This is a genomic window from Bradyrhizobium sp. AZCC 1577 (genome assembly GCF_036924575.1).
Classification (GTDB): domain Bacteria; phylum Pseudomonadota; class Alphaproteobacteria; order Rhizobiales; family Xanthobacteraceae; genus Bradyrhizobium.
Genome location: NZ_JAZHRQ010000001.1, coordinates 5717793 through 5733036 on the forward strand (window position 1 = coordinate 5717793; position 15244 = coordinate 5733036).

Consider the following 15244-nt stretch of genomic DNA (forward strand, 5'->3'; position numbering starts at 1 on the left):
CGATTCAGAATACGACAACCGAACGGATCGACTTGCCTTCGTGCATGAGGTCGAATCCCTTGTTGATCTCCTCAAGCTTGAGGACATGCGTGATCATCGGATCGATCTCGATCTTTCCGTTCATGTACCAGTCGACGATTTTCGGCACGTCCGTGCGGCCGCGCGCGCCGCCAAAGGCCGTGCCTTTCCAGACACGGCCGGTCACGAGCTGGAATGGCCGGGTGGCGATCTCCTTGCCGGACTCAGCGACCCCGATCACGACCGAGACGCCCCAGCCGCGATGGCACGCTTCGAGCGCCTGCCGCATCACGGTGGTGTTGCCGGTGCAATCGAAGGTGTAATCGGCGCCGCCGTCGGTGAGCCCGACCAGATGCTGGACGATGTCACTGACCTTGGTCGGGTTGACGAAATGCGTCATGCCGAAACGGCGGCCCCAGTCCTCCTTGGAATCGTTGATGTCGACGCCGACGATCTTGTCGGCGCCTACCATCTTCGCGCCCTGGATGACGTTGAGGCCGATGCCGCCGAGACCGAAAACGACGACGTTGGCGCCCGGTGTCACTTTGGCGGTATTAACCACGGCGCCAACGCCCGTCGTCACCCCGCAACCGATGTAGCAGCTCTTGTCGAAGGGCGCGTCCTCGCGGATCTTTGCCACCGCGATTTCCGGCAGCACGGTAAAGTTCGAAAACGTCGAGCAGCCCATGTAATGGAAGATCGGCTTGCCCTGATAGCTGAAGCGCGAGGTGCCGTCAGGCATCAGCCCCTTACCCTGGGTGGCGCGAATGGCAGTACAAAGATTGGTCTTACCGCTCAGGCAGCTTTTGCACTGGCGACATTCCGGCGTGTAGAGCGGAATCACGTGATCGCCGGCCTTGACCGACGTCACGCCCGGCCCGACTTCGCGGACGATGCCTGCGCCCTCATGACCGAGTATCGAAGGAAAGATTCCTTCGCTGTCGAATCCGTCGAGCGTGTAGGCATCGGTGTGGCAGATTCCGGTCGCCTTTATCTCAACGAGGACTTCACCGGCCTTCGGGCCTTCCAGATCGACCTCGACGATTTCAAGAGGCTTTTTGGCTTCGAACGCGACAGCGGCGCGGGTCTTCATCTTAAGCTCCACATTTGCTTTTATCTTAAGCTCCACATTTGCTTTTCAAATTGCTGCGCGGACGTACCAGGACATGAACCTCGCATGTTCGGCATGATCACTTGCTTCCCATGCAGGACTTTTCCGTCTCGGTGTACGCGTCGGGCTTGTCTTCCTTCCTGGCAGGGCGGACGCGCCCGACGGCGTCATGGGCGCGGGCACGCAGATACACATAAAGGTCGTCCATGTAGCAGGCGACATTGGGGTTGTCGCCGAGGGCTGGCATGACGGAGTTGCCGTTCTTGCGGCCGCTCGCGACGACTGCGACGAAGTCGCCATAGCTCATCGTCTTCAGCGAATCCTGTAACGCCGGCGCATAGGTCGATCCCATCCCGTCAGGGCCATGGCAGACGTGGCATTCGGAATGATAGCGACGGTATCCGGAGTAGGTATACCAATCGACCGTGCCATCGGCCCCGACTTTGTAGGTCGGGTTTCCCTCCTTGTCGAAATATTTGCCGTCCTCGGTCTTGACCGCAGCAGCATCATCCGCAGCGAAGGCAATCGTTCCCGGCGCCACCAGCGTGAGAGTGGCCGCAATCAACCAGATTTTACGCAAGTGTTCATCCTTGATATCAGATGCAGACCAACCGGCGCGTGGAACGAGCCACGCGCCGGACGTGGTGGTCCTGCTTTACTGCGGCAGCGCGAACACGGTGAGTGTGCCACCGAGCGCGGTATAGTTGCTCAGCGCGGCATAGCCACCGACGGCACCGAGACCCGCAGTCGGATCGGTCAGACCTGCGGCAAGGCCGATACCCGCCCAGCCGCCGACGCCGGACAGCACGGCCACATACTGCCTGCCGCCCTGCTCATAGGTGTTGATGTTGCCGATGATGCCGGACGGGGTCTTGAACTTGTAAAGTTCTTTGCCGGTCTTGGCATCGACTGCTTTCAGATTGCCTTCGAGCGTTCCGTAGAACACCACGCCGCCAGCCGTCGCGAGCGCGCCCGACCACACCGAGAACTGCTCTTTGTTCGACCAGACGATCTTGCCGGTCTTGTTGTCCCAGGCGATGAAGTTGCCCATATGGCTTTCGCCTTGAGGCGGATACATCGAGAGCGTCGCACCGACATAGGGCTGACCCGCGGTGTAGCTCACCTTGAACGGCTCATAGTCCATGCAGACGTGGTTGGTCGGGACATAGAACAGTTGGGTATCGGGCGAATAGGCTGCCGGCTGCTGGTCCTTGGTGCCGAGCGCGGCCGGGCAGATACCCTTGGTGTTCTTGTCCTCGCCGCCCTTCTCCGTCGAGAACTGATCGACGACCTTGGGACGACCATAAGTCGGCGAGCTCTTGTTCATGTCGACGCCGGTGGTCCAGTTCACTTTCGGATCGTACTTTTCGGCGACCAGAAGTTCGCCGGTGGCGCGGTCCATCGTGTAAGCCAAACCGTTGCGATCGAAATGGGTCAGCAGCTTGCGCTCCTGGCCGTTGACGTTCTGGTCGCTGAGAATCATTTCGTTGACGCCGTCATAGTCCCACTCGTCATGGGGCGTCATCTGATAGACCCAGCGCGCAACGCCGGTATCTGCATTGCGGGCGAAAACGGTCATCGACCATTTGTTGTCGCCCGGACGCTGCTTCGGGTTCCAGGTCGAGGGGTTGCCCGAGCCGTAATAAACGAGGTTCAGACTGGGGTCATAGGACATCCAGCCCCATGTGCAGCCGCCGCCGATCTTCCACTGATCGCCCTGCCAGGTCTTGATGCTCGAGTCCTTGCCGACCGGCTTGCCGTGCTCGGTGGTCTTCTCATCGAACATGATCTGATCGTCCGGCCCCTCAGAGAAGGCGCGCCATACCTGCTTGCCGCTCTTGAGGTCATAGGCCGTGACGTGACACTGCACGCCAAACTCGCCGCCTGAAATGCCGATCAGAACCTTGTCCTTGACGACCAGCGGCGAGGAGGTACCGGTAGCGCCTTTACCCGGATCTCCATTCTTGACGCTCCAAGCGACCTGCCCGGTCTTGGCATCGAGGGCGACCAAGGTGGTGTCGGCCTGATGCAGGAAGATCTTGCCGTCGCCATAGGCCACGCCGCGATTCACCGTGTCGCAGCACATCACCGGAATGACGTTCGGATCCTGCTTCGGCTCGTACTTCCAGACGATCTTGTTGTCCTGCGAAAGGTCAAGAGCATAGACCTTGTTCGGGAACGGCGTATGGACGTACATCATGTTGCCGATGATGAGCGGGCCGCCTTCGTGGCCGCGCAGCACGCCGGTCGAGAAGGTCCAGGCGACCTGAAGCTTGCCGACGTTGGATGCGTTGATCTGGTTAAGCTTCGAGTAACGTGTGTTGGCGTAGTCGCCGGCCGGCTGCACCCAGTCCTTTGGGTTCTGCGACATCTTGATCAGTTCTTCGTTGGCGTATGCGACGCCGACAACGAATGTCGCCATAGCGCCAAGACAGGCTGCGGATAGCACCTTGCGCATAGTGTTTCCTCCAGGATACGAGTTTTGGGTTTCCGCCGAAACGGCCCATTCTTCCATTATTGGTCCCTATTCCTATCCCGCCCGGAGATGGGAAACTTGCCCAAGAGCGAAGCGGGTTTGCTCAATAGCGAAACCCAACTGAATTTTTTAATTTCGCGCTGGACGCGCTGTTTCGGCTCTCGTGATGCTGCGAAGCATCATGCCGTGGGCGTGTTCCCACGGCCTTTCCTGCGCGACTCTCGGTCTAGGTTTTCCTTGACGCCGCCGAAACTAAGTTGGAGGATTGTCAAAGGGATATTGGGAAGAATCTGCGCGCTTCCTGACGACTGCCTAAATTGGGGCCAAATGTCGCGACCATCTGACCGACGCCTCGGCGGAGGTAGCAGTCTGTTCTCAAATCGGTGGCTGGGCAATGCCTGATACAGTTCGTTCACTCAGCACTTCCGGGTTGGCGCCGAAGAAGCAGATCCAAACTTGGTCAGACGCACTGACCGATCTATGCGGCCAGTTTGATGTCGATCCGCTGGAAGGTTCCTCGCTGGAGGGACGGATAAATTACACGACCGTCTCGCAGCTCAAACTCTGTCAGATCGAGGCGAGCCAGCATCGTATCGCGCATACGATCTCGGGCACAAAGCTGAGCGAACATCCCTACGTCAAGATACTGTTCCAGACCTACGGCATCTCGCATTTCGAACAGAACGGCCGCCGCATCGACATCATGCCCGGCGATTGTCTTGCCTATGACGTCTCCTGTCCGCACACGATCGTGAGCCCCTCATTGACCCGGCACGAGGTCGTGATTGTCCCGAAGGAGCTGCTCCACGAGCGCGGCTTCCGCACGGCGAAGATGTTGCCTTGCAAGCTCTCCGCGCGAAACGGCACCGGCCGCATCGCCTATGACTTCGTGCACACCGCGTTTGATGAAGCAAAGCGACTGTCGCCTCACAACGCCATCGGCGTCGCCGATTCGCTCATCGATCTCTTGCTGTTACCGCTGCGCGAGGCCGACACGATGTTCGATCGCGTCGGTCCCGAAGCGATGTACATTCGCGCGCAAGCCTTCATCCGCGAACATTTGCGCGACCCGGATCTTTGCATCGACCAGATCTCCGCGGCATTGGGCTGCACCAAGCGCTATCTGCACATGCTGTTCAGCGACAAGGGCATGACCGTCAGCGATTACATCTGGCGGGCGAGACTGCTGCACTGCCGGCAGGAGCTGGAGACCCAACACGGCAAGACGATCACCGATGTCGCATTTTCGTGGGGCTTTTCGAGTTCGTCGCACTTCAGCCGTGTGTTCCGGAAGCATTTTGGCTTCGTTCCGTCCGCGATCCACAAGGCGCACTGCGTCGATCCGTCGCCGGATGTTTCCTGACGAGAACATCCCGGTGGCGCGGCAAGCTGAACAGCCGCGCATCTTCGCTGAGCCGCCTTTGCGCCTCCCGCTCTCTAGAAGGTTGCCTTCAGGCCCGCGTAAAAGGCGCGCGGCCGGGCCGGACTGACCGAGCGGGCATCGGTAAATTCCTGGCCGCCGTTGGTGAAATTGGGCACATCACCGGTCTCGAAGAACGTCCCGTAAACCGCATAGCGGTGGTCCAAGATGTTGTCGACGCGGGCATAGAGCTGGAACGTCTTGTTGATCTGATACGAGGCGTGCACGTTGAAAACGGAATACCCTGGCAGCCGGGCTGCCTGATTGGATTCATCGCCGACAAAATACTGGCTGCCGACGAACAATGCATCGCCACCGACCTTGAAGGCGTCCGTGACCAAATAGTCGATGCCAACCTTGACCCGGTTGCGTGGTATCGCCGGAATGCGATTGCCCGGCAGAACCTGGATATTCCCGTCGGCATCGGCGAACGGGCTGTGGGAGTTGAGCGTCAGGGGATCGAGGAAGCGCGCATCCACGAGGGCATAGCTGGCATAAAGTTGCAGCGTCTTCGACGTCAGATTGACCTGAGCCTCGATACCCTGGCGGCGTGTCCGGCCTACGTTCTGGAAATAGCCAAATCCCTGTAACTCCGGGCTCGGAATCGCCAGGATGTCATCGGCATTGGTGGCGCGGAACGCGCCGACTTTCCACCCAAGTGTTCCGATATTCAGCTCCTTCGTTCCGCGGAAACCTGCCTCTATGGTGCGAGAGACGACCTGTTTCAGCGGCGGGTCCGCGATCAGAAATGCCGCAGCGATACAGGGGCGCGCAGGGTCGGCGCATGCGAGTTCCAGCGGCGTCGGCGCGCGATTGGCTTCGGAATATCCCGCATAGGCCGTCAGGCCCGGGGTGATCTTGTACGTGCCGCCGATCATCGGATTGAAGCGACTGAACGTGTGATGGCCGTTGAGGTCAGTGCCGATCAGATCCTGAAGGACGATGTTTGCATAGTTAAATCGACCGCCGCCCGAGATGGAAAACGCGTCTGTCACATCGAATGTGTCGAGCGCATAGAGGCCGGTGTATCGGTTGGTGGCGCGGAGCGAGACCGGGCCGATGGATACAGGCTCGCCAGACCGCCCGAGAAATAGGCCGCTGCCGCTGACGACGTAGTTCGAGCCGATCGTGCCCAGTTCCGCGCTGGCCCCGAAGCGGGTAACGCCGGAGTCGAAACTGGCGCCAACCATGAACTGGTTGTTATGTCCGAACAACTGGTCGGTGTTGGTGGCCTGCAGGGTCGCGCCAGTCGTCGTCGAACGGGTCGTTGTACGGTCGATCTGGCCCAGTACCGAGTCAGCGGGGAATGGATTTGCAAGCTGGACTCCGTTGAGGCCGTTCGCCGGCGCTCCCGGCGTGGTGTTGTCCTCGTTGAAGCAAAGCAGCATTGGATCGGCGTCACACGGCGCCGTCTCGGTCGGGTTTCCGTCCACCGTCTTCTGCCGGAATGCCCGGACGCGCGCCGAGCCTTCGATCGTCCAGGTCGGCGTCACCTCGACCTTTCCGGTCAGATTGGCGTAGGCAACGCGGTTGTCGGTAGTCTGCGGCGTCGTATAGGTCGCCCCCCAATATCTCTGGAGCAGTTCGACCGGAACGGCCGCCGCCGCGCCGAAATTGTTCTTGGCGACGCCCACGTTGAGGTGAAATTCGCTGCTGTCGGTCCGGTAGCCGACGTCACCGTAAAACCGGCGAATCGCCGACTCCGAAAAATTGCGATAGCCATTGTCACGCACGCCCTCGAGCGCGCCATAGACGGAAAAATTGTCGATCTGCTTGCCATACTGTGCCGAGCTCTGGATCCGTCCGAAAGATCCGCCCATCGTATTGATTTCAGCGCCTTGATAATTGAAGCCATCCTTCATCAGTACGTTGACAGCTCCGCCAAGCGCGTTGAGGCCGAACGCGGGGTTGTTGGTTACGACGGTGACCGACCTGATTGCGGCGGTCGGGATCAAGTCCCAATGGACGGTGTCGCCGAATGCTTCGTTGATGCGCATCCCGTTCTGGTAAACCGCCAATCCCTGGGGAGTCCCTGAGACCGGAGATGCAACGAAACCTCGAAATTGTACGTCGGGCATAAAGGGATTTCCGGTCGTATCACTGATGATGATACCCGGCACCTGTTGCTGTAGTGCATCTGCAACGTTCAGCGAGCCCGTGCGCGCAATCTGCCCGGCTCCAACCGCATTGATCGCTGCCGGTACCTTATCGACATCCATTCCCGATCGCGCCGTCGGCGTCGGCGCGGTCGGGTAAACATAGACCCTGCGCACATTTCGGGTGGCTCGAGGTGCGGTACCGCCGCGGGCTGGTCTGGCCACTGGTCTGGCTGATGTCGGCGGGGCGACTACCTCGATGGCGGGCAAGACCTCACTCTCGCCAGATGCGGTTTGGGCCTCGGCACGGTCGATCCCGGGAACCAGGCACAGTGAGATTGTCCCGATCACCAGTACGCGTACGTCCATGTCCCCACCCCCACTACATTCCGGCGCATTGGCGATGCCGGTTCGATGCGGACGATACTAGTGAGAAGACATCGACACGCGCTAGCCGCAAAAGGTCGGGCTTCCTAAATGCCCTCCTTCCCGAGGAAACCGGGAAAAATTCCCGCCCATCGCTTCGCCGCCTCAGTGCGATCCGTGGGGGACGACCGCCTCTACCGTGAGGCCCTCGTTGCCGGAGACGACATTCAGCGTACCGCCCAGCGCCAGTATTCTCTCGCGCATGCCGATCAAGCCGAAACCGAGCTTGTGATCCGGCGCCAAACCGCGGCCGTTGTCGCTGACGCGCACCAAGGCGCAGGCGCGATTTCCCTGCATTCCTGCAGCGTGTTCCACCGTGACGCTGACGACGGTCGCCTCAGCGTGGCGGAAGGCATTCGTCAGGGCTTCCTGGACGGTACGATAGATCGTCAAGTCCGCGACTTCTCCGGTCTCGCCTGGAGCGCAGGCGATGTTCGCGTCGATGGTTACGTCGGGACGGGATTCACGCCACAAACGCAAGAGCACGCCGAGCGCCTCGCGCAATCCAAGCTCTGCAAGCCCAACGGGCCTCAGCTTTTCCAGTATCCTGCGGTTGAACTGCTGGAGCGCGTTGATCTGCTCCATGATTGCGGTGCCATGCTTGCGTAACGCATCCGCGCTCGGCGCGCGCCCGTCTTCCGCTAGCCGCATCAGGGCGCCGGCGTGGGCACGCAGCGTAAAGAGATAGGGCCCAAACTCGTCATGCAGCTCGCGCGCAATCTCCTTGCGTTCCATATCCTGCAGCGAGACCGTGCGCTCGGCGAGCCGCCGCTTGTCCTCGACAGCTTCGCCAAGGGCGCCCGCGAGGTGGTTCAGCTTGGCACAGATCGCCGCCAGTTCGGGCGTGCCGCCGGGCTCGACGCGTGATCCATAGTGCCCGGCCTCGATGTTTGCCATGGTCTGCGAAAGCGCCTGCAGCGGCGCCAGCGCGCGGCCAACCACGACTATCGTAACCAGAAAGAGCGCGATGGCGAGCGCGGAACTAACCGCCAGCTGGGTGACGATTCCGTCCCAGATTTCGGCCATTTCGTCGTTTGGATGCGAGGTTATCAGGAGCGACTGCGGCTTTCCGTGGATCGTGATCGGTACGCTTACGGTGGTCGTTTCCGGATGCACGAGCGCGATGAACCATGCCGGCGGCGATCGTTCGTCGCCGCCATCGCCCGAGCGCTCGGCCACGGTCGCATCGCCTTGCCGTGTGATACTGACGTGACGGAGCCTGCTGAGGTCGTGGACGATCTGGTTCAGCCGCGCCTCCGGATCTGCCGCCTCGTTCAGGCCGGGAACGATCGTCTCCACGAATTCGCGTGCCAGCCGGATGACGCTTTGATCTTCGGCCCGGACACGGGGCGCCGCTTCGACCACCAGCCGCGCGATATTGATCGCCAGGCCAAGCGTGAGCCCCAGCGCCAGCAGCAAATTGATCCGCCCGCGCAACGATAATTTTTGCCACATGAGGTTTGCCCCAATCGCGTCGCAATCCGTTCCCCGTCGAGAGGACCGTTGACAGTCGAAAAACCGACGATCAGATTGAAGCGTACAGCAATCGTGTCGGCGTTGCATGACCGGGCTCGCGCCGATGTCTATGCAGCTTGACGCGATGCAGCAACGCAATCGAAGCAGCTATCGGGGATCGATGCCATGCGAGTACTGATCGTCGACGATCATCCCATCGTTGCTTCGGGCTGCCGCACCGTGTTTGCCGACGAACCGGAGGTCGTGCTGTTGGAGGCCGCCGACGCGGAGAGCGGCGAACGCGTATTCGTCGCCGAACGTCCCGACATCTGCGTGATCGATATCAACCTTCCGACCGTCTCGGGGTTTGAACTGGCGCGGCGCATTCTTGCGCGAACTGCGTCGGCACGAATCATCATGTTCAGCATGAACGACGATCCTGTCTTCGCCGCGCGTGCCATCGAGATCGGCGCCAAAGGCTATGTCGCGAAAACGGGCGATCCGCAGGATCTGGTCGAGGCCATCCGTGAAGTCGGCAAGGGCGGGGTCTACCTGCCCTTCGCAATCGCGCGGAGCATCGCATTCGCCGGACCCGCTTTCGCTCGCAGTCCGCTTGCAAAACTCACCTCGCGGGAGATGGAGATCCTGCGCCTGCTCAGCGCGGGCAAGAGTCTTTCCGAGATCGCTTGGCTGGTTCATTCCTCGTACAAAACCGTTGCCAACACATCCTCGATCATGCGCCAAAAGCTCGGCGTGCGAACTTCCGCCGAACTGGTGCGGCTGGCAATCGAAAGTGGCATTGGCGTAAGCCTGCCGCACAGCGCCGGAGTAGCAAGGCCATGAGCATGCAGACGGTTTCACTGAACAAGGCATATGGCGGAACGCAAGGCGTCTACCGGCACGCCAGCCGCGAAACCCGGACCGACATGACGTTCTCGGTGTATGTGCCTCCGCACGCCGCGGGCACCAAGCTGCCGGTCGTCTGGTATCTCTCAGGACTGACCTGCACCCACGCCAACGTGACGGAAAAGGGCGAATTCCGCAGCGCCTGCGCCGAACTCGGCCTGATCTTCGTTGCGCCCGACACCAGCCCGCGCGGCGAAGGCGTGCCGGGCGATCCGGCCAATGCCTACGATTTCGGGCTTGGCGCCGGCTTCTATGTCGATGCGACGCAGGAGCCGTTCGCCCGCAATTACCGCATGTGGAGCTATGTCACGGAGGAACTGCCCAAACTGGTCGCCGAAAGCTTTCCTGTCGATGCAAGCCGGCAATCCATTCTTGGCCATTCCATGGGCGGCCACGGCGCACTGACGATCGCCCTGCGCCATCCCGGCCGCTACCGCGCTGCCAGTGCCTTTGCGCCGATTGTCGCTCCCTCACAGGTGCCATGGGGCATCAAGGCGCTCGGCGGTTATCTCGGTAGCGACCGGCAAGCATGGCGCAAGCACGATGCGGTTGCCCTGATCGAGGACGGCGCCAGATTACCCGATCTGCTGGTCGACTATGGCGATGCCGATCAGTTTCTGACTGAACAGCTCCGCCCGGAGCTGCTGCAAGGCACCTGCGAGAGAGCCAAAATCCCCCTCACCTTGCGCCGACAGCCTGGCTACGACCACAGCTACTACTTCATCTCCACATTCATGGCCGATCATCTGCGTTGGCACGCCGCACGCCTGAAGGGCTGACACGACGCGAAGTCGGCGCAACAGAATTGAGTTGCAAGCCCAGACAATTCGGTCATGGTTCAAAGCCAAAGGTCTTCCATACCAAGTCGAGAAGACCTGTCAGGGAGAAGCCATGATCCGATGCTTGGTCGCTGCGATCGGCTTGATCATTGCAGCTACCTCGGTGCTCGCGGCCGCCCCCATCGAGATCGGCGTCGGCTATCTTGGCCGAGCCGGCATCAAGACGAAATTGTCCCTCGTCGAACTGCCGGCGGAGAATGATGGGCTTGCCGGCGCACGCCTTGCCATCGAGGACAACAACACCACGGGTAAGTTCCTCAATCAGCGCTTCACGCTGGAAGAGGTCCGACTCAAGGACGATGAGGACGTCGCGAAGACTGCCGCGGCGCTTGCCGAGCGCACCGGCTTCATCATTGCCGACCTTCCGGCAGACGACTTGCTGAAGGCCGCCAACGCGCTTCGCGAACGTGGGACGTTGCTGTTGAATGCCGGAGCAATCGACGACCGCCTGCGCGAGCAGGATTGCCGCGCCAACGTGATCCATGTCGCGCCGACGCGCTCGATGCTTGCGGATGCGCTCGCGCAATATCTGGTGTGGAAGCAATGGAAGCGCTGGTTGCTCGTGGTCGGCTCGCATGATCAGGACAAGCTCTACGCCGACGCACTGCGGCGCGCGGCCACGCGCTTTGGCGCCAAGATCGTTCAGGAGCGAACCTTTGACGATACCGGCGGCGCGCGCCGCACAGACAGTGGCGTCACCCTGATCCAGCGGCAAATTCCGGTATTCACCCAGCAAGCACCGGCCTATGACGTCCTCGTGGCAGCCGACGAAAGCGAGGTGTTCGCGTCCTACCTACCCTACCGCACCTGGGATCCGCGCCCGGTTGCCGGCTCGGCGGGCCTCGTTCCGACCAGCTGGCACGCCGCGCAGGATCAGTGGGGCGCGATCCAGATTCAGAACCGGTTCGCCAAACTGAACTCGCGACAGATGACCGCATTGGACATGCAGGCCTGGACGGCAGCACGCATGATCGGTGAAGCTGCGTCGCGCACGAAGTCCGGCGACCCAAAGGTGGTGTCGGATTTTCTTAGAGGGAAAGACTTTTCCGTTGCTGCGTTCAAAGGCCGGCGGTTGACGCTGCGGGACTGGAATTTGCAGCTTCGCCAGCCGATCCTTTTGGTCGATGGACGCATGGTGGTCTCGGTTTCTCCGCAGGAGGGATTCCTGCATCAGGTGTCGGAGCTCGACACGCTTGGCGTCGATCGGCCGGAAACCAAATGCAAGCTGAATTGAAGGAGGATGGATTGCATATGTGGCGTCATTGCCTGTTTTTTGGGGTGGCTGCCTGGCTCGCGGCGGCGACGCCTGCATCGGCCTTCATCGCCTATGTGTCCAACGAGAAGAGCAACACCGTATCGGTGATCGATACGAACAGTTGGACCGTCACCAAGACCATCAAGGTCGGCCAGCGGCCACGCGGCATCGAGTTCACCAGGGACGGCAAGTTTGTGTTCGTCGCGGTCGGCGACGATGACAGCATTCAGGTCATCGACGTTGCGAAGCAGGAAGTCGTCGATTCCCTGCCCTCCGGCCCGGACCCCGAGCTGTTCGCCTTGGATGCCGATGGCAAGATTCTCTATGTCGCCAATGAGAACGACAATACGGTGACCATCATCGACGTCGAGAAGCGCGCCCGTCTCGGCGAGATCCAGGTCGGCGTAGAACCGGAGGGCATGGCGATCAGCCCGGACGGCAAAATCCTGATCAATACGTCCGAGACGACCAACATGGCGCATTTCATCGACACCACGACGCGCGAGATCGTCGCCAACGTTCTGGTCGATGCGCGCCCGCGCTTCGCCGAGTTCAAACGTGACAATTCCGAGGTGTGGGTATCGTCGGAGATCGGCGGTACCGTTTCGGTGATCGACCCGGCCAAGCGGGAGGTGACGAAAAAGATTTCGTTCGAAATTCCCGGCCTGCGAAGCGAAGCCATCCAGCCGGTCGGCATCGGCATGACCAAGGACGGCAAGACCGCTTTCGTCGCACTCGGCCCGGCCAATCGCGTCGCCGTCGTCGACGCCGTTAGCCACAAGGTCACCAAATATCTACTGGTGGGCCAGCGTGTCTGGCACCTCGCATTCACGCCCGACGAGAAATATCTACTGACCACCAATGGCGTATCGAACGACGTCTCGGTGATCGATGTCGCAGCCCAAAAGGTCATCAAGACGATCCAGGTCGGCGAGCTGCCCTGGGGTATGACGATTGCACAACCATGACGGCCACTGACGCCTTTTCCGCCGGTCAGAGCACGCAAGGCTTCCCTCCCCGGCCCGATGCCGTGGAGATGCCTGCGCTGTCGATCGAAGGCGTCAGCCATGCCTATGGCACCCGGCGCGCGCTGATCGAGATCGGCTTTTCCGTCGCGCCGGCAAGTTTCACCGCGTTGCTCGGCCTGAACGGCGCCGGCAAGAGCACCCTGTTCTCGCTGATCACGCGGCTGTTCGGAATCCAGCACGGACGTATCGGGATTTTCGGCCATGACGTCGCGCAGACACCCGGCGAAGCCTTGCGGCTGCTCGGCGTGGTGTTTCAGCCCCGCACGCTCGATCTCGACCTCTCGGTGACGCAGAATCTGCTTTATCACGCCGCCTTGCACGGCATCGGCAGGCGCGATGCCCGCGCGCGCAGCGGTGAGGTGCTGGCGCGCATCGGCCTTGCCGACCGCGCCGGCAGCAAGGTGCGCGATCTCTCCGGCGGTCAGATGCGACGATTGGAAATCGCGCGGGCGCTGCTGCATCGCCCGCGCCTGCTCCTGCTCGACGAGGCAACCGTCGGCCTCGACGTCAAGGCGCGCGCCGACATCCTCAACCACGTTCGGCAGCTCGTTGCCGAACAGGGAATAAGCGTGCTTTGGGCGACACATCTGTTCGACGAGATCGGTTCGAACGACGATCTCGTCGTGCTGCATCAGGGCCGCGTATTGGCCCAGGGCAAAGTGGCGCGGGTCATCGCCGATGCGGGCGGCAGCGATATCAACACGGCGTTCATGCGGCTGACCGGCTCCACCGCTCAGAGCGGGAGTTCAACGTCATGACATCGGCAGCCATGACGCCAATCCAGCGCGGCTTCTCGGCGGCCGAATATCTGATCTGCCTGAACGGCATTGTGTGGCGCGAGGCGCTTCGCTTCCTGCACCAGCGCGAACGCTTCATCTCGGCGCTGGTGCGGCCCCTGGTGTGGCTTTTCATCTTCGCCGCCGGCTTCCGTCAGGTGCTCGGCCTCTCCATCATCCCCCCATATGAGACCTACATTCTTTACGAGGTCTATATCGCGCCCGGGCTGATGGCGATGATCCAGCTCTTCAACGGCATGCAGTCCTCGCTTTCCATGGTCTACGACCGCGAAATGGGCAATATGCGGACCTTGCTGGTGAGCCCGCTGCCGCGATGGTTCCTCCTGTCCTGCAAGCTTCTGGCGGGAACCGCGGTCTCGCTGCTTCAGGTCTATGCCTTCCTGCTGATCGCCTGGTTCTGGGATATCGCAGCGCCTCCGGCGGGCTATCTTACGGTGCTGCCGGCGCTGGTCCTCTCAGGCCTGATGCTCGGCGCGTTGGGCATGCTGATCTCGTCCGGCATCAAACAGCTCGAGAACTTTGCGGGCGTGATGAACTTTGTCATCTTTCCGATGTTCTTTGCTTCCTCGGCGCTCTATCCGCTGTGGCGCATCCTGGAGAGCAGCCCGATGCTCTACTATGTCTGCCTGTTCAATCCGTTCACGCATGCCGTGGAGCTGATTCGTTTTGCGCTGTATGGGCAAATGAACTGGATCGCGCTCGCGGTGGTCGGAGGCTGCACGATCGCCTTCATGATCGGCGCCATCCTCGCCTACGATCCATCGCGCGGCCTGATCCGCCGCGGCCCGGCCGGAGGCGAGACATGAAATACCGGATCGCGATCGCCATGCTCCTCGCCATTACGGCCATGAGCGGACACGGCCATGCCGCCGATCCGCGCTATCCGAACTGGCCGTGCACGCAGGCCAAGGTGCCCGAGATATCCGTCGCCGCGGTTTGGGCAGGCCCGCCGCTCGACGACGTCTCCGGCAAGTGGAAGGACGATGCCAAGGTCAGCGCGCTGGTTGCGAAGCTCGCGGCGAGGCGGACCCCGCTCGAGGAGGCGCAAAAGGCAATCACGGAATATCTGAACGGTGCAGCCGACAAGACCGCAAGCGGGAAACTGCTGTTTGCCGGCCTGTTCGAATCCCTCAATGCCCAACGCTCCCAGGTTATGAACGGCTTGGAGCGCGTCACCCGCAAACAGCGCGAAGCGGCAGATAAGATCCGCGCCGACACGCTGGCCTTGCAGACGCTGCAGGGCGAAACGCCGCCCGACCAGGCGAAGATCGACGAGCTCGGCAATCAGCTCGTCTGGCAAACGCGCATCTTCGAAGACCGGCGGAACGTCATCAAATTCGTCTGCGAGGTCCCGACGGCGATCGACCAGCGGCTGTTCGCCCTCGGGCGGACGATACAGCAGGAGATCGAGTAGTCG

13 protein-coding genes are annotated in these 15244 nt (G+C 61.2%); 8 read left to right on the forward strand and 5 right to left on the reverse strand.

Annotation, left to right across the window (positions count from 1 at the left end; all coding sequences use genetic code 11):
• Window positions 1-4: 4 nt before the first annotated feature.
• From V1278_RS27190 to xoxF5, 3 genes are all read right to left on the reverse strand, one after another.
• Window positions 5-1111, reverse strand: a complete 1107-nt coding sequence (locus tag V1278_RS27190; RefSeq protein WP_065748431.1) for an S-(hydroxymethyl)glutathione dehydrogenase/class III alcohol dehydrogenase — start codon at window positions 1109-1111, stop codon at window positions 5-7.
• A gap of 97 nt (window positions 1112-1208) precedes the next feature.
• Complete coding sequence (locus tag V1278_RS27195; RefSeq protein WP_334384269.1) at window positions 1209-1670, reverse strand: c-type cytochrome, methanol metabolism-related; 462 nt, start codon at window positions 1668-1670, stop codon at window positions 1209-1211.
• A gap of 114 nt (window positions 1671-1784) precedes the next feature.
• Window positions 1785-3587, reverse strand: coding sequence for a lanthanide-dependent methanol dehydrogenase XoxF5 (gene xoxF5, locus V1278_RS27200; protein ID WP_334382827.1), 1803 nt, complete (start codon window positions 3585-3587; stop codon window positions 1785-1787).
• Window positions 3588-3999: 412 nt separating this feature from the next.
• Here xoxF5 and V1278_RS27205 point away from each other — a divergent pair, with 412 nt between their 5' ends.
• Window positions 4000-4968 (forward strand): helix-turn-helix domain-containing protein, encoded by a 969-nt coding sequence (locus V1278_RS27205; protein ID WP_057847777.1) that lies wholly within the window; start codon window positions 4000-4002, stop codon window positions 4966-4968.
• A gap of 74 nt (window positions 4969-5042) precedes the next feature.
• On the opposite strand, the gene V1278_RS27210 is transcribed toward V1278_RS27205, so the two are convergent.
• Both V1278_RS27210 and V1278_RS27215 read right to left on the reverse strand, forming a co-directional pair.
• Window positions 5043-7244, reverse strand: a complete 2202-nt coding sequence (locus tag V1278_RS27210) for a TonB-dependent receptor (RefSeq protein WP_334382828.1) — start codon at window positions 7242-7244, stop codon at window positions 5043-5045.
• 408 nt (window positions 7245-7652) lie between these two features.
• Entirely contained in the window at window positions 7653-9002 is a 1350-nt protein-coding gene (locus tag V1278_RS27215) for a histidine kinase (protein ID WP_334382829.1), read from the reverse strand.
• A 186-nt stretch (window positions 9003-9188) separates the two neighbouring features.
• Between V1278_RS27215 and V1278_RS27220 the strand changes: the two genes are divergently transcribed.
• The 7 genes from V1278_RS27220 (at window position 9189) to V1278_RS27250 (ending at window position 15241) form a co-directional block, all read left to right on the forward strand.
• Entirely contained in the window at window positions 9189-9845 is a 657-nt protein-coding gene (locus V1278_RS27220) for a response regulator transcription factor (RefSeq protein ID WP_334382830.1), read from the forward strand.
• Window positions 9842-10687 (forward strand): S-formylglutathione hydrolase, encoded by an 846-nt coding sequence (fghA, locus tag V1278_RS27225; RefSeq protein WP_334382831.1) that lies wholly within the window; start codon window positions 9842-9844, stop codon window positions 10685-10687. The genes V1278_RS27220 and fghA overlap by 4 nt, the downstream gene beginning before the upstream one ends.
• 112 nt (window positions 10688-10799) lie before the next feature.
• On the forward strand, window positions 10800-11981 hold the full coding sequence (locus V1278_RS27230) for an ABC transporter substrate-binding protein (protein WP_334382832.1): 1182 nt from the start codon (window positions 10800-10802) through the stop codon (window positions 11979-11981).
• The gene (locus V1278_RS27235; RefSeq protein ID WP_442893726.1) at window positions 11966-12970 is read left to right on the forward strand and encodes a YVTN family beta-propeller repeat protein; all 1005 of its coding nucleotides are present in this window, start codon (window positions 11966-11968) and stop codon (window positions 12968-12970) included. The genes V1278_RS27230 and V1278_RS27235 overlap by 16 nt, the downstream gene beginning before the upstream one ends.
• 68 nt (window positions 12971-13038) lie before the next feature.
• Window positions 13039-13788: an ABC transporter ATP-binding protein gene (locus V1278_RS27240; RefSeq protein WP_334369242.1), complete on the forward strand. Its 750-nt coding sequence runs from the start codon at window positions 13039-13041 to the stop codon at window positions 13786-13788.
• Window positions 13785-14633 carry an ABC transporter permease gene (locus V1278_RS27245; protein ID WP_334382833.1) on the forward strand — a complete coding sequence of 283 codons (849 nt, stop codon included), beginning with the start codon at window positions 13785-13787 and terminating at the stop codon, window positions 14631-14633. Before V1278_RS27240 ends, V1278_RS27245 begins: the two co-directional genes overlap by 4 nt.
• Window positions 14630-15241, forward strand: a complete 612-nt coding sequence (locus V1278_RS27250; protein ID WP_442893725.1) for a hypothetical protein — start codon at window positions 14630-14632, stop codon at window positions 15239-15241. The genes V1278_RS27245 and V1278_RS27250 overlap by 4 nt, the downstream gene beginning before the upstream one ends.
• Window positions 15242-15244 lie beyond the last annotated feature (3 nt).